At 72.2% G+C, this 23,774-nt stretch carries 23 protein-coding genes and 1 riboswitch; of the genes, 14 read left to right on the top strand and 9 right to left on the bottom strand.

Translation table 11 applies throughout. The annotated features are described in order from the left end of the window. Positions 1-66: 66 nt before the first annotated feature. From IEJ02_RS27650 to IEJ02_RS27635, 4 genes are all read left to right on the top strand, one after another. On the top strand, positions 67-903 hold the full coding sequence (locus IEJ02_RS27650) for an ATP-binding cassette domain-containing protein (RefSeq protein ID WP_191067324.1): 837 nt from the start codon (positions 67-69) through the stop codon (positions 901-903). After that, complete coding sequence (locus IEJ02_RS27645; RefSeq protein WP_191067323.1) at positions 875-2,959, top strand: YhgE/Pip family protein; 2,085 nt, start codon at positions 875-877, stop codon at positions 2,957-2,959. Before IEJ02_RS27650 ends, IEJ02_RS27645 begins: the two co-directional genes overlap by 29 nt. Positions 2,960-2,994: 35 nt before the next feature. Continuing rightward, complete coding sequence (locus IEJ02_RS27640) at positions 2,995-3,615, top strand: TetR/AcrR family transcriptional regulator (RefSeq protein WP_137977573.1); 621 nt, start codon at positions 2,995-2,997, stop codon at positions 3,613-3,615. A 399-nt stretch (positions 3,616-4,014) separates the two neighbouring features. Continuing rightward, complete coding sequence (locus IEJ02_RS27635) at positions 4,015-5,571, top strand: phytoene desaturase family protein (RefSeq protein ID WP_191067322.1); 1,557 nt, start codon at positions 4,015-4,017, stop codon at positions 5,569-5,571. A gap of 141 nt (positions 5,572-5,712) precedes the next feature. Here IEJ02_RS27635 and IEJ02_RS27630 read toward each other — a convergent pair whose 3' ends face one another. The 5 genes from IEJ02_RS27630 to IEJ02_RS27610 form a co-directional block, all read right to left on the bottom strand. Continuing rightward, entirely contained in the window at positions 5,713-6,714 is a 1,002-nt protein-coding gene (locus tag IEJ02_RS27630; RefSeq protein ID WP_191067321.1) for a hypothetical protein, read from the bottom strand. 40 nt (positions 6,715-6,754) lie between these two features. After that, on the bottom strand, positions 6,755-7,672 hold the full coding sequence (metF, locus tag IEJ02_RS27625) for a methylenetetrahydrofolate reductase [NAD(P)H] (protein WP_191067320.1): 918 nt from the start codon (positions 7,670-7,672) through the stop codon (positions 6,755-6,757). A gap of 340 nt (positions 7,673-8,012) precedes the next feature. Then, positions 8,013-8,681: a thiamine phosphate synthase gene (thiE, locus tag IEJ02_RS27620; protein ID WP_191067319.1), complete on the bottom strand. Its 669-nt coding sequence runs from the start codon at positions 8,679-8,681 to the stop codon at positions 8,013-8,015. Between the two features lie 191 nt (positions 8,682-8,872). Continuing rightward, positions 8,873-9,238 carry an Rv2175c family DNA-binding protein gene (locus tag IEJ02_RS27615; RefSeq protein ID WP_137977577.1) on the bottom strand — a complete coding sequence of 122 codons (366 nt, stop codon included), beginning with the start codon at positions 9,236-9,238 and terminating at the stop codon, positions 8,873-8,875. Positions 9,239-9,352: 114 nt separating this feature from the next. After that, complete coding sequence (locus tag IEJ02_RS27610) at positions 9,353-10,534, bottom strand: NAD(P)/FAD-dependent oxidoreductase (RefSeq protein ID WP_263407986.1); 1,182 nt, start codon at positions 10,532-10,534, stop codon at positions 9,353-9,355. Positions 10,535-11,477: 943 nt separating this feature from the next. Further along, a riboswitch (TPP riboswitch) is annotated at positions 11,478-11,591 on the top strand. A 75-nt stretch (positions 11,592-11,666) separates the two neighbouring features. On the opposite strand from IEJ02_RS27610, the gene thiO reads away from it, so the two are divergent. From thiO to pknB, 5 genes are all read left to right on the top strand, one after another. Beyond that, positions 11,667-12,884, top strand: a complete 1,218-nt coding sequence (thiO, locus tag IEJ02_RS27605) for a glycine oxidase ThiO (RefSeq protein WP_317985935.1) — start codon at positions 11,667-11,669, stop codon at positions 12,882-12,884. After that, complete coding sequence (gene thiS / locus IEJ02_RS27600) at positions 12,881-13,081, top strand: sulfur carrier protein ThiS (RefSeq protein ID WP_020872049.1); 201 nt, start codon at positions 12,881-12,883, stop codon at positions 13,079-13,081. The genes thiO and thiS overlap by 4 nt, the downstream gene beginning before the upstream one ends. Positions 13,082-13,236: 155 nt before the next feature. Beyond that, positions 13,237-13,980, top strand: a complete 744-nt coding sequence (locus IEJ02_RS27595) for a thiazole synthase (RefSeq protein WP_275559667.1) — start codon at positions 13,237-13,239, stop codon at positions 13,978-13,980. Between the two features lie 335 nt (positions 13,981-14,315). After that, positions 14,316-14,774 carry an SRPBCC domain-containing protein gene (locus IEJ02_RS50470; protein ID WP_191067317.1) on the top strand — a complete coding sequence of 153 codons (459 nt, stop codon included), beginning with the start codon at positions 14,316-14,318 and terminating at the stop codon, positions 14,772-14,774. Between the two features lie 156 nt (positions 14,775-14,930). Next, positions 14,931-16,862, top strand: a complete 1,932-nt coding sequence (pknB, locus tag IEJ02_RS27585) for a Stk1 family PASTA domain-containing Ser/Thr kinase (RefSeq protein WP_191067316.1) — start codon at positions 14,931-14,933, stop codon at positions 16,860-16,862. 79 nt (positions 16,863-16,941) lie between these two features. Here pknB and IEJ02_RS27580 read toward each other — a convergent pair whose 3' ends face one another. Further along, positions 16,942-17,751 (bottom strand): maleylpyruvate isomerase family mycothiol-dependent enzyme, encoded by an 810-nt coding sequence (locus IEJ02_RS27580; RefSeq protein ID WP_191067315.1) that lies wholly within the window; start codon positions 17,749-17,751, stop codon positions 16,942-16,944. Positions 17,752-17,892: 141 nt separating this feature from the next. On the opposite strand from IEJ02_RS27580, the gene IEJ02_RS27575 reads away from it, so the two are divergent. Together IEJ02_RS27575 and IEJ02_RS27570 are read left to right on the top strand one after the other, a co-directional pair. Then, entirely contained in the window at positions 17,893-18,768 is an 876-nt protein-coding gene (locus IEJ02_RS27575; RefSeq protein WP_191067314.1) for a deoxyribonuclease IV, read from the top strand. An 83-nt stretch (positions 18,769-18,851) separates the two neighbouring features. After that, on the top strand, positions 18,852-19,427 hold the full coding sequence (locus IEJ02_RS27570) for a DUF4396 domain-containing protein (RefSeq protein WP_191067313.1): 576 nt from the start codon (positions 18,852-18,854) through the stop codon (positions 19,425-19,427). A 187-nt stretch (positions 19,428-19,614) separates the two neighbouring features. On the opposite strand, the gene IEJ02_RS27565 is transcribed toward IEJ02_RS27570, so the two are convergent. Beyond that, positions 19,615-20,238, bottom strand: coding sequence for a sulfite oxidase-like oxidoreductase (locus IEJ02_RS27565; RefSeq protein ID WP_191067312.1), 624 nt, complete (start codon positions 20,236-20,238; stop codon positions 19,615-19,617). A 158-nt stretch (positions 20,239-20,396) separates the two neighbouring features. On the opposite strand from IEJ02_RS27565, the gene bfr reads away from it, so the two are divergent. After that, positions 20,397-20,912: a bacterioferritin gene (bfr, locus tag IEJ02_RS27560; RefSeq protein WP_037949059.1), complete on the top strand. Its 516-nt coding sequence runs from the start codon at positions 20,397-20,399 to the stop codon at positions 20,910-20,912. 98 nt (positions 20,913-21,010) lie between these two features. Here bfr and IEJ02_RS27555 read toward each other — a convergent pair whose 3' ends face one another. Both IEJ02_RS27555 and IEJ02_RS27550 read right to left on the bottom strand, forming a co-directional pair. Continuing rightward, positions 21,011-21,274 (bottom strand): (2Fe-2S)-binding protein, encoded by a 264-nt coding sequence (locus IEJ02_RS27555; protein ID WP_137977585.1) that lies wholly within the window; start codon positions 21,272-21,274, stop codon positions 21,011-21,013. 162 nt (positions 21,275-21,436) lie between these two features. Then, on the bottom strand, positions 21,437-22,786 hold the full coding sequence (locus IEJ02_RS27550) for a class II 3-deoxy-7-phosphoheptulonate synthase (protein WP_137977586.1): 1,350 nt from the start codon (positions 22,784-22,786) through the stop codon (positions 21,437-21,439). A 261-nt stretch (positions 22,787-23,047) separates the two neighbouring features. Between IEJ02_RS27550 and IEJ02_RS27545 the strand changes: the two genes are divergently transcribed. Next, positions 23,048-23,614 (top strand): flagellar hook-length control protein, encoded by a 567-nt coding sequence (locus tag IEJ02_RS27545; RefSeq protein ID WP_191067311.1) that lies wholly within the window; start codon positions 23,048-23,050, stop codon positions 23,612-23,614. Positions 23,615-23,632: 18 nt separating this feature from the next. Further along, positions 23,633-23,689 carry a trp operon leader peptide gene (locus IEJ02_RS50855; RefSeq protein ID WP_106516695.1) on the top strand — a complete coding sequence of 19 codons (57 nt, stop codon included), beginning with the start codon at positions 23,633-23,635 and terminating at the stop codon, positions 23,687-23,689. The last annotated feature ends 85 nt before the right edge of the window (positions 23,690-23,774 follow it).

The raw sequence follows: 23,774 nt of genomic DNA, 5'->3' as shown, positions 1-23,774 counted from the left end.
CCCCGCCATGCCTCATACTGGTTTTTGCACTGACCAGTCAGTTCAAAAATCAAGGAAGTGATCTGTGTGGGGGGCACCCCAGAAGCGGAGACCGGGGCGGCGGTGACGGCCGAGGGGCTCGGCGTCAGGGGGTCGCACGGCTGGGCGTTCCGCGGTGCCGACATCGCCGCCGACCCGGGTGCGCTGATCGCCGTCGAGGGCCCGTCAGGCTCCGGCCGCACCTCCCTGCTGCTCACGCTCACCGGCCGGATGCGCCCCACCGAGGGACACGGCGGTGTCGGTGGCTTCCGAGTGCCCCAACAGATGGCGCGTATACGCCGGATCAGCGCGCTCGCGCATGTGCCGGGCGTCGCCGAGCTCGACCCGGTGCTCACGGTCGCCGAGCACCTGCGCGAGCGGGCCCTGCTGCGGCGCCGGTTCGCCGACTCCCCGCGCGGGCTGCTGCGCCCGCGCCGGGAGCGGGCCGCCGCGTCCCGGGCCGCGATCGACGCCGCCCTTACGGCCGCCGGGCTGGACCTCGACACGCTGCCCAAGGGGCCGCGTACGGCCGTACGGGACCTGGAGCGGCTGGAGGCGCTGCGGCTGTCGATCGCGCTCGCGCTCATCGCCCGGCCGCGGCTGCTGGCCGTCGACGACGCCGATCTGAAGCTCTCGGACGCCGACCGCGAGCGGGCCTGGGCGCTGCTGCGGGAGATCGCGGAGGGCGGCACCACGGTCCTCGCGGTGTGCAGCCAGGCCCCGGCCGACGCGGTCGTGGTCCGCACCGCGTGCACCGCCGCCGCCGAGAACGGCGAGGAGGCCCGCCGGGCCCAGAAGGCCGACGCGCCCGCCGCCGACGGACACGAACCCGACGAGAACGAGGAGGGGTCGGCGGATGCGCTCGCCGAAACTCGCCGCGCTTGAGCTGAAGCGGTTCGGGAGGGGCAGGCTGCCGCGCGCGGCGCTCGCCGCCCTGCTCCTGCTGCCGCTGCTCTACGGCGCGCTGTACCTGTGGTCCTTCTGGGATCCGTACGGCAAGCTGAACAAGATCCCGGTCGCCCTCGTCAACTCGGACACCGGCGCCACCGTGAAGGGCAAACACCTCGCCGCTGGCGACGACATCACCGACAAGCTGCTCGACAGCGAGACCTTCGACTGGCACCCCACGAGCGCCGCCGAGGCCCGTAAGGGCGTCGCCGACGGCACGTACTACCTCTCGCTGACCGTTCCCCCGGACTTCAGCCGGCAGATCGCCTCCAGCTCCGGCGAGTCCCCGGAAACCGGTGCCCTCAAGGTGCGCACCAACGACGCCAACAACTACATCGTCGGCCAGATCTCCCGCTCGGTCTTCTCCGAGGTGCGCGCCGCGGCCTCCACCAAGGCGTCCCGCGGCTTCTACGACAACATCTTCATCTCCTTCGCCGACATCCACGGCGAGACGGAGAAGGCCGCCAAGAGCGCCGACAAGCTCGGTCAGGGCATCGGCAGGGCCAAGAAGGGCGCGGACGACCTCGCGAAGGGGCTGGCCAAGGCCAAGGAGGGCAGCCGCGATCTGAAGTCCGGGCTCGGCACGCTCTACAAGGGCTCCGGGACGCTCGAGACCGGCGCGGGCGGGGTCGCCGACGGCACCCAGTCCCTGTCCGACAAGGTCAACGACGTGGCGGCCAAGGTCCGCCCGTTCCTCAAGGAGCACGGCAAGGAGATCGGGGACATCTCCCAACTGGTCGCCGACGCCTCCCAGAAGGCGTCCGACAACCTCGACACCCTGCCCGAGACGACCTCCACTGCGGCCACCAAGGCCCGTAAGGCCTCCGACGACCTCGCCGCCGACTACCGGACCCGCTGCGAGGGCGCGGTGCCCACCGACCCGGACTGCCCCGCGCTGAAGAAGTCGGTGGCGGCGGCCGACACCGCGGCCGATGTGGCCGAGGACGTCAACAAGCTGGTCCAGGACCACACCGGCCAACTCGACACCCTCGGCGGCCATCTGGACGATCTGCACGACCAGGCGCTCTGGCTCGCGCACAACGCCCCGCACCTGGACACCGACCTCGACTCCGCCGTACAGAAGATCAACACCCTCAACTCCGGGGCGCAGAAGGTCGCCAAGGGCGCCGGAACCCTGCACACCGGGCTGAGCACCGCCAAGACCGGCGCCTCCGACCTCGACAGTGGCGTCGGTAAGGCACGCGGCGGCGCGGACACCCTGGGCGGCGGGATGTACCGGCTCGTGGACGGCTCCGGGAAGCTCTCGGGCGGTCTGCACGACGGCGCCGCCAAGATCCCCCACTACGGCAAGCAGGACCGGGACGCCCGTACGGAGGTGATGTCGGATCCGGTGCGGCTGGTCAACCAGGCGTTGCACAAGGCGCCCAACTACGGCACGGGCTTCGCCCCGTACTTCATCCCGCTCTCCCTGTGGGTCGGCGCGATGGTGGCCTACATGCTGATCCAGCCGCTCAACGGGCGCGCGCTCGCGGCGGGCGCCTCCTCCTGGCGGATCGCGTTCGCGGGCTGGCTGCCGGTCGCCGCGATCGGTGTGCTGCAGACGCTGGCCCTGATGGCGGTGTTGCACTGGGCGATCGGGCTCGAGATGGTGCGGGCCGCGGGCACACTCGGCTTCCTGATGCTGGTGACGGCCTGTTTCGCGGCGATCGTGCAGTGGCTGAACGCCCGCTTCGGACCGGCCGGCCGGATCCTGGTGCTGGCCCTGCTGATGCTCCAGCTGACCTCGGCGGGCGGCACCTATCCGGTGCAGACCAGTCCGCGCTTCTTCAACGCCATCCACCCCTTCCTGCCGATGAGCTACGTGGTGGACGGGCTGCGCCGGCTGATCACCGGCGGCGGACTCGGCCCGGTGTGGCTGGCCTGTGGGGTGCTCCTCGGATTCACCGCGGCCGCCCTGGCGCTCACCGCGTGGTCGGCGCGGCGCCGGCAGGTGTGGACGGTGGACCGGCTGCACCCGGAGCTGAGTCTGTGAGCGGGATAACATCGACAACGGGCAGAATCGGCGCCATGGACAGCAGCAGCACGCGCCGCCAGGCCACCCGGCAGAAACTCTTCGAGGCAGCGGTCACCCTCATCGCGGAACAGGGCTTCTCCTCCACCACCGTGGACGAGATCGCCGAGCGGGCCGGGGTGGCCAAGGGCACGGTCTACTACAACTTCGCCAGCAAGACCGTGCTCTTCGAGGAGCTGCTGCGGCACGGCATCGAGCTGCTGACCGCCTCGCTCCAGACCGCCGCCGACGAGAACGCCGAGCGCGGCGGCAGCCATGTGGACGCGCTGGACGCCATGGTCCGGGCCGGGCTCGACTTCATCTCCCGCTATCCGTCGCTGACCCAGCTGTACGTGGCCGAGCTGTGGCGCACCAACCGTGCCTGGCAGTCCACGTTGATGATGGTCCGGCAGCGGGCCATAGCGGTGATCGAGACCGAGCTGCGGGCCGGGGTGGCCGCGCATGAGCTCAGCGAGGACATCGACATCCCGCTGACGGCGTCGGCGTTGTTCGGGATGGTGCTGGTGGCCGCGCTGGACTGGCAGTCCTATCAGCCGGAGCGGTCGCTGGAGGATGTGCACGCGGCGCTGTCACGGCTGCTTCAGGGCCGCGTCGGCGGGACCGTGGCCTCCGGATAGGAGCCGTAGCCTCCGGATAGGAGCCATGGCCTCCGGATGGCCAAGCGGGCGAAACAGCCCTGGAGGAAAGCAGAAGGCGCTGTTCCGGCAGATCGACCTTCCTCGACCTGACCGGAACAGCGCCTCCCCCCGTAACTCCCCCGTACTTCCCCCGTTGGAGGCTCCTGGTCCGGAGACTCCCGGTGACTCCCACCTTTCGTCCGGGCCCGCGCCTTCCGCCGCCCCGTGCCGGCGGTGCGACGCGCGGCCCTTCCGTGTGCTCCACTCTCTCGTCCGCGCAGATGGCGGCCCATCCGCGCGGCTACTCATCTCCCCGGCTGAGTACGCGTACTCAGCCCTGCGCGTTCGTCCCCAGGCACGGTGACCCGGCTGTCGGTGGGGGCGGATAAAGTCACGGTCATGGCACGGATTGTGGTGATCGGCTCCGGGATGGGCGCCATGGCGGCGGCCGCCCGGCTGGCCGTGGCGGGCCACCGGGTGGTGGTGTACGAGCGCGGGCGCACCCATGGCGGCGGGGTCGGCCGCTTCGAGCGGGACGGCTTCCGCTTCGACACGGGCCCGGGGCTGCTGCATCTGCCCGCCGTCCACCGGGATCTGTTCGTGAAGACAGGCAAGCAGACCCTGGAACAGAGCGTGGAGCTCGTCCAGGTCGACCCGGCGAGCCGGCACCTCTTCGCCGACGGCACGGACGTCCGGCTGCCCAACGCCTCGCGGGCCGGGGTGCTCCAGGCGCTGGACGGCGCCTTCGGCGCGGGCGCGGGCGAGCGCTGGAGCGATCTGGTCAACCGGGCGCGCGAGGTGTGGGACGCCACCCGAAGACCGCTCCTGGAGGAGCCGCTGCGCGCCGACTGGCGGGTCCTGGGCCGCGACCCCTATCCGGCCGCGCCCGTGCGGCGCGGACGGTTCGGCGGCCTGTTCCGCCGGGGCGGCGCCGCCGGGCCGCCCACGCTCGCCGAGGTGGCCCGCCGTGAGCTGAGGGATCCGCGCGCCGTGGCCCTCCTGGAGAGCCATGCGCTGGCGCACGGCCTGGACCCGCGCTCCGCCCCCGCCGCGGCCACCGTGCTGCCCTATGTCGAGCAGACGTTCGGCACCTGGTATGTGCGCGGGGGGATGCGGGCGCTCGCCGATGCCCTCCATGAGCGCTGCCGTCAGCGGAAGGTGGAGTTCCACTTCGAGGCCGAGGTCACCGGCATCGTGGAGAAGGACGGCCGCGCGGCGGGTGTGGAGCTGGCCGACGGCACCGTCGCGGAGGCCGACGCCGTGGTCTCCGGCATCGACCCCGCCCTGCTGCCCCCGCTGCTCGGCGGGCAGCGGCCCTGGCGGGAGGGGGACGTGCGGCCGGAGCCCGGAGCGGGCGGCGGCACACCGGGGCGGCTGACCGTCCTTCTGGCCCTGCGCGGCGCCCGCCCCGAGGACACCGCGCACCGCACCGTGGTCCACGCCCCGGACCGGGACGCGGAGTTGGCCGCCGTCTTCGGCGACGGCCAGGGGCTCCGCGAGCCCTGCCCCCGCCCCACGGTGACCGTGCTGCGCCCGGACGACCCCACGGTGCGCCCGGACGCGGAGCACGAGGCCGTCACCCTTACCGCCGTCGTCGCCCCGCACGGCCCGGTGGACTGGACGGACACCGCGGCGGCGGAGCGGGACGCCCAGCGGCTGATCACGGCCGCCGAGGCCGCGATACCGGATCTGCGGGACCGGCTGCTGTGGCATGAGGTCCGCACCCCCGCCGACACCGCGGCGGAGACGGGCGCCCGGGGCGGCGGCGTTCCGGGCCCGGTGCTCGCCGGGGCGGACGGCGCGTTTCTGCGGCCCGCCAACGTCACCCGGATACCGGGCCTGTATCTGGCGGGCGGCTGGGCCCACCCGGGTGGCGGGCTTGCCCACGCGGGGATGTCGGGCGCGCTGGTGGCCGGGCTGATCGTCGAGGGCGGGGACTGGCGCGGCTCCCAGTAGCGCGGGCCCCAGCGGCGCGTCCCCGTCCGTGGCGCGGGGCGTCCCCGTCGTGGCGCGGGGCCCGGGAAACGAGTGGCGCGGGCTCCGGAAACGCGCGGGTGGGTGCCGCTCCCGGGAGCGGCACCCACCTGTCGGCGGAGCTCAGTAGCGGTACTGCTCGTCGAAGTCCTGCGGGTAGCCCTGGTTCTGGCCCTGGTGCTGCTGCTGGTACGGGTACGCCTGCTGGTCCGCCGGGGGCGCGGCGTCGCCCTCGCGCTGCTGCGGCACCCAGGGCCCGCCGGACTGTGTCACGTCGTACGCCGGGTCCGGCGAGGCGTAGCCGGCCTCGGCCGCCCAGTGGTCGCCGCCGCCGTAGGTCCCGCCGTACGGATCCTGCTGGCCGTAGGCCGCGTACTGCTCGGCGTACTGCTGCTGGCCGTACGCCTGCTGGTCGTACGTCTGCTGGTCGTAGGGCTGGGCCTGGGGCTGGGCGCCGCCGTACGGGTCCTGGCCGTAGGCCGCGTACGCCTCGTTCCCGTAGCCGTACTGCCCGGCCTGGCCCGCCTGGTCCGCGTAGACGTCCTGGCCGTAGTTGTGGCCCTGCCCCTGGCTGTGGTCCTGCTGCGCGCCGTAGCCGCCGTACGTCTCGTACGCGCTGTAGCCGTCCGCCGCCGCGCCGCTGTACGCGCCCGAGGCCGGGGTGAAGGGGGACGGCTCATCGTAGACGCCGTACTCACCGGTGTCGTCGGGCATCGGCTGCGGCTGGTAGGTGGGCGGATCCGGCTGGTACGTGGGCGGCTCCGGCCGCGCCGCCGGGACCGCCTCCAGGTCGGAGACCTCGAGGATCGGCTCCTTGTCCGCGTCGTCCGGCCGGGTGCTCTTCCCCTCGCGCCCGAGCAGCCCCGGCAGCCCGCCGCTCAGCGCCCAGCCCGCGGCGAAACCGCGCCGGAAGGAGAGCGTCACATACGTCTGGCCGACCGCGAAGGCGATCGCGCCCGCCCCGATCACCGGAACCGACGGGATCAGCACACCGACGACCACGCCCAGGAAGCCGACGAAGGCCAGCAGCCGCCAGCGGAGCCGCGCCTTGTACTGCAGGAGGACCTCTCCCAGCAGCCACAGCGCGACGACGCCGAAAGCGATGTAGAGGACCGTCCAGCCCATGCCCGCCCCTCTCAATGCGGCCGCCCGTCGGCTGCCGTCATCAGGACCGCTGATGCAGTCCCAGATTCTCGTAGATTTCCAGCGTCGCCGTGGAGTGGTTCAGGGTAATGAAGTGCAGCCCGGGGATCTCCTCGGCCATCAACCGCGCGCACAGCTTCGTGGCGTAGTCGATCCCGATCGAGCGTACAGCCGCCGGGTCGTCCTTCACCGCCAGGATCCGCTCGGCCAGTTCGGGCGGGAACGCCGCGTTGCTGAGCTGCGCGAACCGCTCGATCTGCTTGACGTTCGTGACCGGCATGATCTCAGGGATGATCGGTGTCGTACAGCCCGCCGCGGCGACCCGGTCGCGCAGCCGCAGATAGTCCTCGGGATAGAAGAACATCTGCGTGATGGCGAAGTCGGCACCCGCGCGGCACTTGTCGATGAAGTGACGGATGTCGGTGTCCCAGTCCGTCGAGCGGGGGTGCATCTCGGGGAACGCGGCCACGCCGACACAGAAGTCGCCGGACTCCTTGATCAGCCGGACCAGATCGGCGGCGTAGGTGAGACCGTCGGGGTGCTGGACCCACTCCCCCATGGGATCGCCGGGCGGGTCGCCGCGCAGGGCCAGCATGTTCCGGATCCCGGCGCCGGCGTACTGCCCGATGATGTTGCGCAGCTCGGCCCGGGAGTGGTTGACGGCGGTCAGATGGGCGACGGGGGTGAGCGTGGTGTCCGTCGCGATGCGCTCGGTGGCACGCACGGTGCCCTCGCGGGAGGAACCACCTGCTCCGTAGGTCACGGAGACGAAGGTGGGCGAGACGGCTTCCAGCCTGCGGATGGCGTTCCACAGCGTCTGCTCGCCCTTTGCCGTTTTGGGGGCGAAGAATTCGAAGGAATACGACTGCTCGCCCGACGCGAGCAGATCGCGCACGGTTCGGGCGCGATCGGTCCTGGTGGAAGCGGTGCCTAGGGCCATGTGTGCAGGCTATCCACCCGGCCCGGCTACGCCCACCCGACCTCGGAGATATGGGGGTTTTGCCAGCTTCCTGTCCGCAGTGCGGACAGTTCCGTACGCCCTCGACCGGCGGGCGGGCCGGGCCGGGCCGGGCCGGATGAAAGGTAGGTGAAGCGCAGGTGAAAAGCCGGGCCAGGGTAGGGGGCGGGCCCCGGTCAAGCTGGATGCCGGTCGGGTCGGGCCCTGTCCTGGTCGGGTCGGGCCTGGTCGGGCCCTGTCCTGGTCGGGCCGGGTCGGGCCAGGCAAGGCCTGGTCGGGCCGGGCCCCGGGCTGGCCCCACCCCGGCCGGGTCGTACCCCGGTCACGCCGCCGCGCGGACCCGCTTCGCCAGCTCAGCCGTCGCCCCCGCCGGGTCGTCGGCGGCCGTGATGGCCCGGACCACGACGATGCGGCGGGCGCCCGCATCCAGGACCTGGTCCAGGTTGGAGGCGTCGATTCCGCCAATGGCGAACCACGGCCGCTCCGTGCCCAGCGCGGCGGCGTAGCGCACCAGGGACAGCCCCGGGGCGGGGCGGCCCGGCTTGGTGGGGGTGGGCCAGCAGGGGCCGGTGCAGAAATAGTCCACACCGGGCTGGACGGCCGCCGCGTCCACCTCCGCCTCCGCATGGGTGGAGCGCCCGATCAGCACGTCCTCGCCGAGGATCGCGCGCGCCGCGGGCACCGGCAGGTCGCCCTGGCCCAGATGGAGCACATCCGAGCCGATGGCGTGCGCGACATCGGCCCGGTCGTTGACGGCCAGCAGCTTGCCGTGCCGGCGGCAGGCGTCCGCGAAGACCTGGAGGTGCTCCAGCTCCTCGGCCGCCTCCATCTCCTTCTCCCGCAGCTGGACGATGTCCACCCCCGCCCCCAGGACGGCGTCCAGGAACTCCGGCAGGTCGCCCTGGCGCTTCCGGGCGTCGGTGCACAGATAGAGGCGGGCGTCGGCCAGCCGCTCGCGAGCGGTGGCGGCGGCGGTGGCTGCGGTGGACATGGGTTCCCCCCGGAGGGTCGGGCGGCGTACGGGCCGAGGATGGAACCCGGCCCGTACGCCAGGTGCGATCTGTTCGATCAGGTGTTGCGATCAGGTGCGGTGACGGCGTCAGACCGCAGGCGTGTCGACCGCGGGTCAGGACGGCGTCGAACGCGCGGGTTCGGTCCGCGAGAGTCCGGCCGACGAGGGCGTCAGACGGCGAGGGCCTGAGCTCGCCGCTTCACTTCCGTGCCACGATTCTCGCTCAGCGCCCGTGCCGGGGTGCCGGGCAGGCTCGGGTCGGGGGTGAAGAGCCACTCCAGCATCTCTTCGTCACTGAAGCCGTCGTCCTTCAGAAGCGTCAAGGTCCCCACGAGGCCCTTGACGACCTTTCCGTCACCGATGAACTCCTCGGGCACCTGAAGCACCCTGTTCTCGCCACGGCGCACGGCGATCAGGTGGCCCTCCTTGACCAGCTGCCGGACGCGCGTCACCTCGACCCCCAGCCGTTCGGCGACGTCGGGGAGGGTGAGCCAGGCGGGGACGAGAGCATCGATCTTTGCGTCAATCTCGGTCACGGAACAAGCCTGCCATCTGGGACTGACAGTCGGTAGCCGGGCGCCCGCCGCGCGGGCCGCCCGCCCGGCCCCGGGCGCCCCGGCCGGTCGGCCGATCGGCGGTCGGCCGACCGGTCAGAGGACGGCCGACTTCAGCGGCACCGAGGGGTCCTCGGCCCGCGTCCGGTCCAGCCGGGCGCCGCGCTCGATCAGCTTGCGCCCCTGGGCCAGATCGCGCGGACGGCCGACGGCCAGCAGGGCGACCAGGGCGCCCTCGCGCAGCCAGCACACCGACCAGGCTGCCCCGGCCGGATCGCCGCGCCAGACCAGCTCGTCGGCCTCCGAGTGGTGCCCGGCGTACTGCACGAAGCGCCCGAACTGCTCGGACCAGAAGTACGGCACCGGGTCGTAGACCACACCGGGGAAGTGGGCGGCCGTCCGGCCCCCGACCACGTTGGCGGCGACGGTGCGCGGCCCCTGGAGCGCGTTGTCCCAGTGGTGCACCAGCAGCCGCGTTCCGTAGCGGGCGGACGGGAAGGAGGCGCAGTCGCCGACCGCGTAGACGTCCGGCGCGGAGGTGCGCAGCCGGTCGTCGGCGGCGACGGACCGGTCCTCGGCCAGCTCCACGCCGGAGCCCGCGAGCCAGTCCGTGGTCGGCCGGGCCCCGATGCCGACGACCACCGCGCTCGCGCGCAGCCGGGTGCCGTCGCCGAGGAGCAACCCGCTCTCGTCGACGGAGGCCACTCGGGCGCCCGTGACCAGGCGGGCCCCGTAATCCGCGTACCAGGCCGCCATGGGGGCCGCGACTTCGGCCGGGAGCGCGCCCGCCAGCGGCCGGTCCGCGGCCTCGACGACGGTCACGGCGCAGCCCGCCTCGCGCGCGGCCGTGGCGAACTCCGCGCCGATCCAGCCCGCCCCCACGACCGCGATCTCGCGCTGCCGGGCGAGCACCGGGCGCAGCCGCTCGGCGTCGTCCAGCGTGCGCAGCAGATGGACGCCGGGCTCTTCTTCGCTGCCCGGCAGCGGGATCGGCTCGGCGCCGGTGGCGATCACCAGGACGTCGTACGGGAGCTGGCCGGTCGCGGTCTCGACGAGCCGCTTGTCCGGGCGCAGGCCGGTGACCTGGACGCCGAGCCGTAGCCCGATGCCGAGTCCGGCGAAGTCCACGTCGAGCGTCGAGCCCTCGGCCTTTCCGAGCAGTACGGCCTTGGACAGCGGGGGCCGGTCGTAGGGCTGATGGCGCTCCGCGCCCAGCAGGACGATCTCCCCGGTCCAGCCCTGTTCGCGCAGCGCGACGGCGGTTTGCACCCCCGCCATGCCCGCTCCGACGATCACCACGCGCTGTCCGCCGCCGTTCGAGGACGGCTTCGTCGTCGTCTCATCGCTCACACGATCACTGTATTGCGGCTGGTGGGGCGGACTGGAGAGCGGCTTGCGAGAGGTCGGACACAGAGTGGGGGCGGGCGGGGGGCGGGTGCGGGTTGTGGGGGCCTCCGGCGGTGAGCCCCCACCCCGCCCCTCCCCGAAACGAGGGGGCTGCGCCCCCTCGCACCCCCGCCGGGGCGGGGGTGCGACGCGGGGGTGGTGGGGGGAACGCGCCGGAGGCTGAGGTCGGACACGCCGGAAGGACTGGGCCAGACGCGCCGGGGGCCGGGGCCGAGACGCGGGGGCTGGGGCGGACACGCCAGAGGGCTGAAGTCGGACACCCCGGGGGCAGGGGTAGACACGCCGGAGGCTGGAGCGGGACGCGCCGGGGGCCGGGGGCGACGCGCCCGAAGGGCTGTGGGCGGACACACGGGGGCTGGATCGGGAACCGCCGGGGGCCAGGGGGCGACACACCGGAAGGGCTCACACGGGGGGCTGAGACGACACACCGGAAGGGGGCGGGGCGGACACACGGGGGCTGGATCGGGAACCGCCGGGGGCCAGGGGGCGACACACCGGAAGGGCTCACACGGGGGGCTGAGACGACACACCGGAAGGGCTCACACGGGGGGCTGAGACGACACACCGGAAGGGCTCACACGGGGGCTCAGACGACACACCGGAAGGGCTCGGGCCGGACACACGGGAGCTGGATCGGGAACCGCCGGGGACCGGGGGGCGACACGCCAGAAGGGCTCACACGGGGGCTGAGACGACACACCGGAAGGGGGCGGGTCGGACGCACGGGGGCTGGATGGGGAACCGCCGGGGGCTGGGGTGTCTGGTTTATGGCCGCTCTTTCGGGCGATTCGGGGCACGTACTAGGGTGGCGGGACAGAGCACTCGCGGGAGCCCGGGCGTACCGGGCTGAGAGGGAGGCTGGAACGGCCTCCGACCGTACGAACCTGATCCGGGTCATGCCGGCGAAGGGAGGGGCAGCGTGTCCACGCACGCACCAGGTCATGACGATGGACCTCACACATCAGGCGGGCCGCCACCCGGCGGACGCTACGACGCCCTCGTCATCGGGGGCGGCATCATCGGGCTGGTCACCGCCTGGCGGGCGGCACAGCGCGGGTTGCGTACCGCGCTCGTCGACCCGGCGCCCGGCGGCGGAGCCGCCTGGGTCGCGGCCGGGATGCTGGCGGCCGTCACCGAGTTGCACTACGGCGAGCAGACCCTGCTCGGCCTCAACATGGCCTCCGCCCGCCGCTATCCGGACTTCGTGGCCGAGCTCGAGGAGGCCAGCGGCCAGGACGTGGGCCATCGCGCGTGCGGCACCCTCGCCGTCGCGTTCGACGCCGACGACCGCGCCCATCTGCGTGAGCTCCACACCTTCCAGCAGGGGCTCGGGCTGGAGTCCGAGTGGCTGACGGGGCGTGAGTGCCGCCGTCTGGAGCCGATGCTCTCGCCGGGCGTGCACGGCGGGCTGCGCGTCGCCGGTGACCACCAGGTGGATCCGCGGCGGCTGACGGCGGCGCTGCTCACCGCCTGCGAGCGGGCCGGGGTCGCCTTCCACCGCGACCGCGCGGAGCGGCTGCTGCTGGACGGCGACCGCGCCACCGGGGTCGAGCTGACCGGGGGTACGCGCCTGGCCGCCGAGCGGACCGTACTGGCCGCGGGCAGCCTCAGCGGACGGCTCGCGGGCGTCCCCGAGGACGTCCTGCCGCCCGTACGGCCCGTCAAGGGGCAGGTGGTGCGGCTGTCGGTGCCCGAGCGGTACGCGCCGTTCCTCTCCCGGACCGTACGGGCCGTGGTGCGCGGCGGGCCGGTCTACCTGGTGCCGCGCGAGAACGGCGAGCTGGTCATCGGCGCGACCAGCGAGGAGCTGGGCTGGGACACCACGGTCACCGCGGGCGGGGTGTACGAACTGCTGCGGGACGCCCATGAGGTGGTGCCCGGCATCACCGAACTGCCGCTGGTGGAGACGTGCGCCGGGCTGCGCCCCGGCTCACCCGACAACGCCCCGCTGCTCGGCCCGACCGCGCTGCCGGGGCTGTTGCTGGCCACCGGCCACTTCCGCAACGGCGTACTCCTCACCCCGATCACGGGCGACGTCATGGCCGAGGCCCTGATCAGCGGTCAACTCCCCCCGGAGGCCCAGCCGTTCACCCCCCAGCGCTTCACGGCCCCACCGAACACCGGGCCAGCCCCGGCCGCCACGCCCTCGCCCGGGTCGGCAGCGCCCTCTCCCGGTGCCCCTGGCGCCGCGCACTCCCCAGCACAGGAGCAGCACACATGACCGTCTCCGTCAACGGCGAGCCCCGCGAGGTGCCCGAGGGCACCACGCTCGACCGGCTCGTCGCGACCCTCACCCAGGCGCCCTCGGGTGTCGCCGCCGCCGTCAACGAGACGGTCGTCCCGCGCACCCAGTGGTCCGCGACCTCGCTCGGCGACGGCGATCGTGTCGAGGTCCTCACCGCGGTCCAAGGAGGCTGATCCCACTCATGGCTCCCACCACGACCACCACAAGCACCACAGCCGTCACCGCCGCCCCCGGCGCCACGACGGCCCCCGGCGCCGCCGACCGGGCGTCGCTCGCCGCGCCCGATCCGCTCACCATCGCCGGGACCGACTTCGGCTCCCGGCTGATCATGGGCACGGGCGGCGCGCCCAGTCTGGAGATCCTGGAGCGTTCGCTACTGGCCTCGGGCACCGAGCTGACGACCGTCGCGATGCGGCGGCTCGACCCCACGGTGCAGGGGTCGGTGCTCTCCGTGCTCGACCGGCACGGGATCCGCCCGCTGCCCAACACCGCCGGGTGTTTCACCGCCGGTGAGGCCGTCCTGACCGCCCGCCTCGCCCGGGAGGCCCTGGGCACGGACTGGGTGAAGCTGGAGGTGGTCGCCGACGAGCGCACCCTGCTCCCGGATCCGATCGAGCTGCTGGACGCCGCCGAGACCCTGGTGGACGACGGGTTCACGGTCCTGCCGTACACCAACGACGATCCGATCCTGGCCCGGAAGCTGGAGGACGTCGGCTGCGCCGCGATCATGCCGCTCGGCTCCCCGATCGGCTCCGGGCTCGGCATCCGCAATCCGCACAACTTCCAGCTGATCACCGAGCGCGCCACCGTGCCGGTGATTCTGGACGCGGGCGCGGGCACGGCGTCGGACGCCGCGCTGGCCATGGAGCTGGGGTGCGCGGCGGTGATGCTCGCCTCGGCCGTCACCCGGGCCCAGGAGCCGGAGCTGATGGCGGGGGCGATGCGGCACGCGGTGGAGGCGGGCCGGCTGGCCCACCGGGCGGGCCGGATCCCGCGCCGCCACTTCGCCGAGGCGTCGAGCCCGGCCGAGGGCCTGGCCGCCCTGGACCCCGAGCGCCCGGCCTTCGGCTAGGTTCGGTTCAGGGCTCTCGGCGAGGTCCTGAGCCTTCGGCCAAGCGCTCCGCTGGAAGTGCCGCGATGCGTCGTCGGCCGTCTGCGGCGCCATCGTGGCTGGTCGCGCCCGCGCGGCGGAGCCGCACATCGACACAGCCCCGCGCCCCATCGGGGCGCTGCCGAACGCGCTGCCGAACCACAGCGGACTTCCTCCGACCTGCTGAGGCCCTGGGTCCTTCGGCCAGCCGGTGTCCGGGCCCGGGTCCGGTGTCCGGGCCCGCGCCCAGGTCCGGGCCCCGCGGGGCCCTACCGTGGAGGGAGGAGGGAGCAGCCCACAGCCCGGAGGTGGTCGACGTGACCGTGACCGTGGACGACCGGATCGAGCGCGAGGTGTACGTACCGGCGCCGATCGACCGGGTGTGGCGGGTGCTGACGACGCCCGAGCACATCCGCGCCTGGTACGCCCCCGGCGGCTGCGAGATCGATCCGCACCCCGGCGGGCGGCTCCGGTTCCGCTGGGATGAGCTCGGAGAGTTCCACGGCCAGGTCGAGCGCGCGGTCCCGGACGCCCTCTTCCGCTTCCGGCTGGCCCTGGAGCCCGATCGCGCCCCCTCGGACCCCGGCGAAGCCACCCTCGTGGAGTTCGCGCTCTCGCCCGAGGGGCGGGGCACCCGGCTGCGGTTCGCGGAGAGCGGCATCCGCGCGCTGGCCGTCCCCGACGACGCCAAGGCCAAGCACACCGAGTACGCCACGCTGTCCTGGACCTCCGCGCTGGAGGAGCTGGCCGCGATCGCCGCCGCGTCGCACAACTGACCCGCCGGTGTCACAGTTACCGACCCGCCGGTGTCACGGTTTCTGACCCGCCAGTGTCACAGTTACCGACCCGCCCGTGTCACCGTTCCGCTGCGGTACCGGCCCCACCTGGGGCGGCTGGTCCTGGCCGATATCGGCGCCTCGTAGACTTCCCCCGTGGATACGACCCTCCAGGACCCCCTCGTCGGGCAGGAGCTCGACGGCCGCTACCGCATCGAGGCGCGCATCGCCGTTGGCGGGATGGCGACGGTCTACCGGGCCGTCGACACCCGGCTGGACCGTGTGCTCGCCCTGAAGGTGATGCATCAGAGCCTCGCCTCCGACGCGGCCTTCGTCGAGCGCTTCATCCGGGAGGCGAAGTCCGTCGCGAGACTCGCGCACGCCAATGTGGTCGCCGTCTACGACCAGGGAGCGGACGGCGGCCATGTCTATCTGGCCATGGAGTACGTCTCCGGCTGCACCCTGCGCGATGTGCTCCGCGGGCGCGGGGCCCTGCATCCGCGCGCCGCGCTGGACATCCTGGAGCCGGTGCTGGCCGCGCTCGGCGCGGCCCACCGCGCCGGTTTCGTCCACCGCGACATGAAGCCCGAGAACGTGCTGATCGGGGACGACGGACGGGTCAAGGTCGCCGACTTCGGCCTGGTCCGGGCGGTGGACAGCAACACCAGCGCCTCCACCGGCAGCGTCCTCGGCACCGTCTCGTATCTCGCGCCCGAGCAGATCGAGCACGGCACGGCCGACACCCGCGCCGATGTCTACGCCTGCGGTGTGGTGCTGTACGAGATGCTGACCGGCACCAAGCCGCACGGCGGCAGCACCCCGGCGCAGGTCCTCTATCAGCATCTGAACGAGGACGTCCCGCCGCCCTCGGCCCTCGCGCCCGGGGTCGCCCCGGAGCTGGACGCGCTGGTGGCCTCGGCCACCGCGCGCGCCGTCGAGGCGCGCCCCGCCGACGCCGTCGCGCTGCTGAGCACGACCCGCGCGGTGCGGGCCGCGCTGACCGACGACCAGCTGGACGCGGTGCCGCCGCAGGCCAAGGAGGACCTCTCGGCCGGGTCCGAGAACCGTACGGCGGTGGTTCCGCGCCCGGCGGTGGCCGTCGACGACCAGGACCGGCTCAACCACACCAGCCGTCTGGAGCTGCCGCCGGAGCCACCCCGGCAGGAGGGGCACCGACAGGGCGGCCGGGGCCGGTTGTCGCGCCGCGGGATGGTGACGATCGCCGCCGCGGTGCTGCTGGCGGTCGCCCTCGGCGTCGGCGTCTGGTACATCAGCGTCGGCCAGTTCACCGAGGTCCCGCCGGTGCTGCGGAAGACCCAGGCGGAGGCCGAGAAGAAGCTGCACGGCGCGGGTCTCGAGGTGAAGGTCGTCAACGAGTTCAGCGATGTCGTCCCCAAGGGGAAGGTCATCGGCTCCAAGCCCGGCCCGGGCGAGCGCGTCCGCGACACCGGCACCGTGACCATCCGGGTCTCCCAGGGGCGGCCGCGGGCCGAGGTGCCCAATGTGGTGGGCATGCCGCTCGCCGAGGCCAAGCGGAAGATCGCGGACCAGGGGCTGACGGTCGGCAAGGTCACCGGCCGCTTCAGCAGTGAGACGGCCCAGGGCTCGGTCCTCTCCACCAGCCCGGGCCCCGACTCCGTGCGCCGCCCCGAGACGCCCGTGTCGATCGTGGTCAGCAAGGGCCGGCCGGTCGACGTCCCGGACGTGGTGGGCGATTCGGTCGACGAGGCCCGGTCCACGCTGGAGGGCGAGGGCTTCAAGGTGAAGGTCGCCGAGCGGCAGGTGTTCTCGGAGGAGGACAAGGGCTCGGTCGCCGAGCAGTCCCCGTCGTCGGACGACAAGGCCGCCAAGGGCGACACGGTGACGCTGACGGTCTCCAAGGGCGTGCAGATGGTCGAGGTGCCGGACGTCACGGGGATGAACGTGGACGACGCCAAGGCGGAGCTGGAGGACGCCGGGTTCAAGGTGAACGTCGAGAAGGCGCTGCTGTTCCCCGGGGACAAGGTGAAGGACCAGTCGGTGGAGGGCGGCGACGAGGCGCCCAAGGGCAGCACGATCACCATCAAGACCGAGGGCGGCGTGTTCTGAGGTTCTGAGGGCTCAGGGACGGATGGCGGCCGCCGGACGGCGAACGCCGTCCGCCCCGGCCGCTCATCCGAAGCTGAGCTCATCCGAAGCTGACCCGCTCCAGCCAGAAGTCCAGCAGCTTCTCATCGCCCAGGATCTCGACGCCCGCGCCGCGGGCCGGGCGCCGCTTGTAGATGATCAGCAGCAGGTCGGTCAGCGGCCCGCGCACCGCGACCGCGGCCTTCTCATGCGCCCGCCGCCAGCTGATCGCGTCGCCGGTGAGGTCGACAACCCACTCCGCCGCCACCTCCGGCGCGGTGTCGGTCGCGTGGAGGTGCAGGGTGCGGCCGGGGCCGAGCAGCTCGCGCATCCAGGGGTGGACCTCGAAGTGCATCGGCAGCGAGCCGAGCGCCAGCCACTCGTCGAACCCGTCCAGGGCCACCTCCTGGTCGAGGGTGTACTCCGCGCCGAGGGCCAGGACCGCGTCGGCCCGGTGGATCGCCGTCTCATGGGTGAAGCGGCGGGCGTAGAAGTCCGCGCGCCCTCCGGCGACCTGCCCGAAGTCCGGCACCGGGGTCCACAGCCGCGCCTCGGGCCCCGCCTCGCGCAGCGTGTCGGCCAGCAGCTGGGCGCCCTCGACCAGCCAGGGGGCCAGCTCGGCGGGGTCCTCCTCCGCGTACGGCGACAGATCGCGGAAGTGCTGGTCGGGCAGCGCTTCGGTGGCCCGGGTGCGCACTATCTCCTCGGCCCACCGATGGGTTCCGCCGAGATGACGCAGCAGCTGCCCGACGTTCCAGCCGGGGCACGTGGGTACGGGGCGGGTCAGATCCGCGCCCTCGATCGAGCCCCGCAACAGCTGGGTCTGCGCGACGATCTCGGAGCAGCGGCGGTCAAAGCTCAGCAGAGTCATGTACGTCACAGTAGGGGCACCCACCGACAGCGGCCCCGGCCCGGGGGCATCACCCCATCCAGAGGAATCACCCCGTCCAGAGGAATCACCCCGTCCGGAGGGCGGCAACGCGGGCCCATCGCACCTGGGACCCTTGGTGGCGTGAGTACGCATCGCATCCGCAACCCCATCGGTGGCCATATCCGTGTGGCCGGTGGCCTCGCCACCGTCGGTCTGGCGCACGCCGCCGACATCGGCGCCGAGACCGTCCAGGTCTTCGTCGCCAATCCGCGCGGCTGGGCCACCCCGGCCGGTACGCCCGCTCAGGACGAGGCGTTCCGCGCCGGCTGCGCCGAGCGGTCGATACCCGTGTACGTCCACGCCCCCTACTTGATCAACTTCGGTTCGCACACCGAGGCCACGGCCGAACGCTCCGTTGCGTCCCTGCGCCACTCGCTCCGCCGCGGCCGGGAGATCGGCGCGCTCGGCGTGGTCGTCCACACCGGTTCGGCGACTGGGGGACGTCCGCGTGCCACGGCGATCGCGCAGGTGCGGGAGCGGGTGCTGCCGCTGCTGGACGAGCTGACCCGGGACGACGACCCCTGGCTGCTACTGGAGCCGACCGCCGGGCAGGGCACCTCGCTGTGCGCGCTGGTGGAGGACCTGGGCCCGTATGTCGAGGCGCTGGACCGGCATCCCCGGCTCGGGGTCTGTCTGGACACCTGCCATGTGTTCGCGGCGGGCCACGACCTCGCCGCTCCGGGCGGGGTGAAGCGGACCCTGGACGAGCTGGTGGCCGTCGCCGGCGAGGGGCGGCTCAGGCTGATCCACGCCAATGACTCCAAGGACGTGGTCGGCGCCCACAAGGACCGGCACGCGAACATCGGCGCCGGGCACATCGGGGCGGAGCCGTTCCGCGAGCTGTTCACCCACCCCGCGACCAACGGGGTGCCGCTGGTCATCGAGACGCCGGGCGGTACGGAGGGGCATGCGGCGGACGTGGCCCGGCTGAAGGAGCTGCGCGACGGGGTGGCCTGAGAACGCGCCGGCGCGTTGAGGAATACCCCTAGGGGGTATACCGTTGACGGTGGTCGACGAATTCCGCGATCAGCGCTGGGGGTATGGACATGCGACAGCATGAGCACACGCAGGGCGGACCTCATGACCACCAGGACCATGGGCATCAGGACCATGGACACCAAGGTCATGGCCACCAAGGTCCTGGGCACCAAGGTCCTGGGCACCAGGAGCACCACGGGAGCGCGACGAGCTGGTCGATGGCCGCCCAGGCCACCCTGCACTGCCTCACCGGCTGCGCCATCGGCGAGGTCGTGGGCATGGCCATCGGCACGGCCCTGGCCTGGCACAACGTCCCGACCATGATCCTGGCGATCGTGCTCGCCTTCGTCTTCGGCTACTCCCTGACGATGCGGGGCGTGCTGCGGGCGGGGCTGGATATGCGCAGCGCGCTGCGGGTGGCCCTGGCGGCCGACACCGTATCGATCACGATCATGGAGCTGGCCGACAACGCGACGATCGTCGTCTTCCCGGGCGCGATGGACGCGACGCTGTCGGACGTTCTCTTCTGGCTCAGCCTGGCCCTGTCGTTCGCGGTGGCCTTCCTGGTCACCACGCCGGTCAACAGGTGGATGATCGCGCGGGGGAAGGGGCATGCGGTGGTCCACCAGTACCACTGACCGCGCGAGGCGGCCCGGCCTACGCGGCGTCCGGCGGGTCTTGACGCCTGCGGCGGACCTTTCCCCTCCCCGCCCCTTCCCACAACTGGGGCTCCGCCCCAGACCCCGGAAGCCAGGCCCCGGGGCCAGGGGCGGGGGCCAGGCCCGGGGGCCAGGGGCGAAGCCCCTGGAGCCCGCCGGACACCCGCTAGAGCTCCGGGCCGTCGCCGGGCTCCTCCTGGTAGGAGTAGCGCTGCTCGGTCCAGGGGTCGCCGATGTTGTGGTAGCCGCGCTCCTCCCAGAAGCCGCGGCGGTCGGCGGTCATGTACTCCACCCCGCGCACCCATTTCGGGCCCTTCCAGGCGTACAGGTGGGGCACCACCAGCCGCACCGGAAAGCCGTGCTCCGCGGTGAGCAGCTCACCGTCCTTGTGGGTGGCGAAAATCGTGGTCTCCGCCATGAAGTCCGACAGCCGCAGATTCGAGCTGAACCCGTATTCGGCCCACACCATCACATGGGTGACGTCGGGCGCCGGCGGTGCGAGCTTCACGATCTCCAGTGCGGAAACCCCGCCCCATTCGGCGTCGAGCATGCTGAATTTGGTGACGCAGTGCAGGTCGGCCATGACCGTCGAGTACGGCAGGGCCGAGAACTCTCCATGTGTCCAGCAGTGTTTTTCGCCGTCCGCCGTGGCGCCGAAGACCCGGAACTCCCATCGGTCCGGCTTGAACTTCGGGACCGGCCCATAGTGCGTAACCGGCCAACCGCGCTGCAGTCGCTGCCCAGGAGGCAGCTTCGCGAGCTCCCCCTCGCGGCTTTCCGACTGACCCATGGGCTCCATGGTCTCAGACCGCCGGGGGTGGTCGTGACCAGGGCATCGGGGACGGGCACAACTCGTACTAAGCGTGCACTTACTGGACGCCCCAACAGGCGCGGTGCGACGATGCGCGGAACCTGCCGTTCCCGATCGGATTGGAAGGAGCCCCTCCGATGCAGGGTGACCCCGAGGTCCTCGAGTTCCTCAACGAGCAGCTGACCGGCGAACTGACCGCGATCAATCAGTACTTTCTGCACTCAAAGATGCAGGACAACTTTGGCTGGACTCGGCTTGCCAAATACACCCGGTCGGAGTCTTTCGATGAGATGAAGCATGCGGAGATCCTCACCGACCGCATCCTTCTTCTGGATGGGCTGCCCAATTACCAGCGGCTCTTCCATGTCCGGGTGGGGCAGACGCTGACCGAGATGTTCCAGGCCGACCGGCAGGTGGAGGTCGAGGCGATCGACCGCCTCAAGCGGGGCATCGAGCTGATGCGGTCCAAGGCGGACATCACCTCGGCGAATCTCTTCGAGTACATCCTCGCCGACGAGGAACTCCACATCGACTATCTCGACACCCAGCTGGAACTGATCGAGAAGCTCGGCGAGCCCCTCTACATCGCCCAGCAGATCGAGCAGCCCAGCGACAACGGCGACAACTACTCCGGGAGCGGCAAGGGCCACTGAGCCCGGGGCGCCAGAAGTCGCGGGCGGCAGAAGTCACCGGCGGCCGAACGCGCAGCGGCAGAACGCGCGGCGACCGAACCGGTCCGCCGGTCCGCCGGTCAGGCCGCCTCGGCCGCCGTCGGCTCCGGGACGGAAGCGGCGGCGGCTGCCGTCGTCGCGGCCGTCGTCAGGACGACCGGGTCCAGCGCCTCGCGCCGGGGGCACGCGCCGCGGCCCAGCAGCGCCTGGATCTTCCGCACGCACGATCCGCAGTCCGTGCCCGCCTTGCAGGCACCGGCGATCTGGCGCGGGGTGCACGCGCCCGTTTCGGCGTGCTCACGCACCTGCTGCTCGGTGATCCCGAAGCATGAGCAGACGTACACGGGCTCTCCAGCGGTGGCGTTGACGATGGCCTTGATCAGTTGACCTTGATCAGTGAGGTAACCCTTACCTTACCTGCCGCGCCGGACCCCCACAACGCGCAGCGGGCGCGGATCGTTGTGATCCGCGCCCCACCTGCGTCTTTGTGATCTCTGCGCCGAGCCCTACTGGTCCCGGTACATCTCCGCCACCAGGAACGCCAGGTCCAGCGACTGGCTGCGGTTGAGCCGCGGGTCGCACGCCGTCTCGTAGCGCTGGTGCAGATCGTCGACGAAGATCTCGTCGCCGCCGCCCACGCACTCCGTGACATCGTCGCCGGTCAGCTCCACATGGATGCCGCCCGGATGGGTGCCCAGCTCCTTGTGGACCTCGAAGAAGCCCTTGACCTCGTCCAGCACATCGTCGAAGCGGCGGGTCTTGTGCCCGGACGCCGCCTCGAAGGTGTTGCCGTGCATCGGATCGCAGACCCAGGCGACCTGCGCACCGGAGGCGGTCACCTTCTCCACCAGGTCGGGCAGCTTCTCACGGATCTTGTCCGCGCCCATCCGGGTGATGAAGGTCAGCCGGCCCGGCTCGCGGTCCGGGTCGATCCGCTCGATCAGCGACAGCGCCTCTTCCGGCGTGGTCGTCGGGCCCAGCTTCACGCCCACCGGGTTGCGGACCTTGGAGGCGAACTCGATGTGCGCCCCGTCCAGCTGCCGGGTGCGCTCGCCGATCCAGACCATGTGGCCGGAGACGTCGTACAGCTCGCCGGTGCGGGAGTCGGTACGGGTCATCGCCGTCTCGTAGTCCAGGATCAGCGCCTCGTGCGAGGAGAAGAACTCGACGGTCTTGAACTCCTCCGGGTCCACCCCACAGGCGTTCATGAAGGCCAGCGCCCGGTCGATCTCGCGCGCCAGCACCTCGTAGCGCTGGCCCGAGGGCGAGGACTTCACGAAGTCCTGGTTCCAGGCGTGCACCTGCCGCAGGTCCGCGTAGCCGCCGGTGGTGAAGGCGCGCACCAGGTTCAGCGTCGAGGCCGACGCCTGGTACATCCGCTTCAGCCGCTGCGGATCCGGGATCCGCGCCTCGGGGGTGAACTCGAACCCGTTGACGGAGTCGCCGCGGTAGGTGGGCAGGGTCACCCCGTCCCGGGTCTCGGTCGGCTTGGAGCGCGGCTTGCTGTACTGCCCGGCGATCCGGCCCACCTTCACCACCGGGACGGACCCGGCGTAGGTCAGCACGGCGCCCATCTGGAGGAGCGTCTTGAGCTTGTTGCGGATCTGGTCGGCGCCCACGCCGTCGAATGCCTCGGCGCAGTCACCGCCCTGGAGCAGAAACGCCTCGCCCCGCGCCACGGCCCCCAGGCGGTGCCGCAGCGCGTCGCACTCGCCCGCGAAGACGAGCGGCGGATAGGACTCGAGCTCAGCGATCACATCGCGCAGAGCCGCTCGGTCCGGCCAATCGGGCTGCTGCGCCGCGGGAAGAGACTGCCAGGTGTGGCCACCGGCGTGGGTTTCAGCGTTCACGGTCACCCGCACAAGGTTACGGGGTCTCCACGGCCGTCCAGCCCGTTGCCCAAAGGATGAGACACCGTCCATCACGCCGTGGCCCACCTCGCTCCCGCGACCCCGCCCCGGCACATCCGGAAGCCGGGCCGCAAGAACGGGCGTTCGGGCATCCTGCGGCGGATTACGGCCATGTCGTGAAGAGAACGTGATGGAAGCGTGCCCTCCTCGGACGCTGGTCGAGGCCGGTCCACCCGGGCCGGCGCCGACACCCGAAGGAGAGACGCCATGAGCAAGACCCCGAAGGCCCCGAAGCACCTGAGGACGTGGCTCCGCGGCGGCGCGACCGCCCTCGCGGCCGTCGCCTCGCTCGTCCTGCTGCCGTTCGCGGCCTCCCCCGCCCAGGCGGACTCGTCGGCCATCCCGTCCGGGATGACCTGGACCGTGCTCGCGAAGGGGACCAACGGCACGGTCCGGGTGGGGGCCGATGCCTCGACCGACGCCTACAACGGTGACACCGCCGCGACCGCGACGCTGCCCTTACTGTGCCTGAGAGTGAACGGCAGCGCCGTGCCCGCGGGGATCACCCCGGACTTCTACGCCGGCTGGTCGCGCGGCACCGTGGCCGCGACGCCGCCCGTGCTGGGCAAGTCGCTGACCAGCCGGGCCGCGGCGGACGCGATCTGTGCGCAGTACTACGGCGCGGACTGGCGCGAGGCCGAGTTCCACGACGGCCGGTACGGCGCCAACCTGGAGGCGAGCGGTGGCTGGTCCTTCTGGGCGTACGGCTACGTGCCCGAAGGCACCCGCTTCTGGACCGCGATCAACGATCAGCCCGCCAACCCCTGGAACTGATCCTGTAGGGTCTTCGACATGTTCGCGCGACTGACCATGACCTGGTGGTGGACCGCTCATCCGGCGGCCCACTGAATCGCGCACTCCCAAGATCTCGCGAAGGCCGCCCGAGGGGCGGCCTTCGGCGTTTCCGCGGGTCGTTCCTCATTACGGAAGGAAT

This window comes from Streptomyces sp. 5-10 (assembly GCF_014712245.1).
In the GTDB taxonomy this organism is placed as follows: domain Bacteria; phylum Actinomycetota; class Actinomycetes; order Streptomycetales; family Streptomycetaceae; genus Streptomyces; species Streptomyces violaceusniger.
The sequence above is the reverse complement of the archived record's forward strand: the minus strand, read 5'-3'. Positions and strand labels throughout refer to the sequence as shown.

Coding starts and splice junctions, on each gene's coding strand:
- IEJ02_RS27545 (WP_191067311.1), top strand. CDS start 23,048: ATGAGCAAGACCCCGAAGGCCCCGAAGCACCTGAGGACGTGGCTCCGC.
- IEJ02_RS27640 (WP_137977573.1), top strand. CDS start 2,995: ATGGACAGCAGCAGCACGCGCCGCCAGGCCACCCGGCAGAAACTCTTC.
- IEJ02_RS27565 (WP_191067312.1), bottom strand. CDS start 20,238: ATGGGTCAGTCGGAAAGCCGCGAGGGGGAGCTCGCGAAGCTGCCTCCT.
- IEJ02_RS27635 (WP_191067322.1), top strand. CDS start 4,015: ATGGCACGGATTGTGGTGATCGGCTCCGGGATGGGCGCCATGGCGGCG.
- IEJ02_RS27570 (WP_191067313.1), top strand. CDS start 18,852: ATGGACATGCGACAGCATGAGCACACGCAGGGCGGACCTCATGACCAC.
- IEJ02_RS27610 (WP_263407986.1), bottom strand. CDS start 10,534: ATGGCGGGGGTGCAAACCGCCGTCGCGCTGCGCGAACAGGGCTGGACC.
- thiE (WP_191067319.1), bottom strand. CDS start 8,681: ATGTCCACCGCAGCCACCGCCGCCGCCACCGCTCGCGAGCGGCTGGCC.
- metF (WP_191067320.1), bottom strand. CDS start 7,672: ATGGCCCTAGGCACCGCTTCCACCAGGACCGATCGCGCCCGAACCGTG.
- IEJ02_RS27630 (WP_191067321.1), bottom strand. CDS start 6,714: ATGGGCTGGACGGTCCTCTACATCGCTTTCGGCGTCGTCGCGCTGTGG.
- IEJ02_RS27645 (WP_191067323.1), top strand. CDS start 875: ATGCGCTCGCCGAAACTCGCCGCGCTTGAGCTGAAGCGGTTCGGGAGG.
- IEJ02_RS27595 (WP_275559667.1), top strand. CDS start 13,237: ATGGGCACGGGCGGCGCGCCCAGTCTGGAGATCCTGGAGCGTTCGCTA.
- IEJ02_RS27580 (WP_191067315.1), bottom strand. CDS start 17,751: ATGACTCTGCTGAGCTTTGACCGCCGCTGCTCCGAGATCGTCGCGCAG.
- thiS (WP_020872049.1), top strand. CDS start 12,881: ATGACCGTCTCCGTCAACGGCGAGCCCCGCGAGGTGCCCGAGGGCACC.
- bfr (WP_037949059.1), top strand. CDS start 20,397: ATGCAGGGTGACCCCGAGGTCCTCGAGTTCCTCAACGAGCAGCTGACC.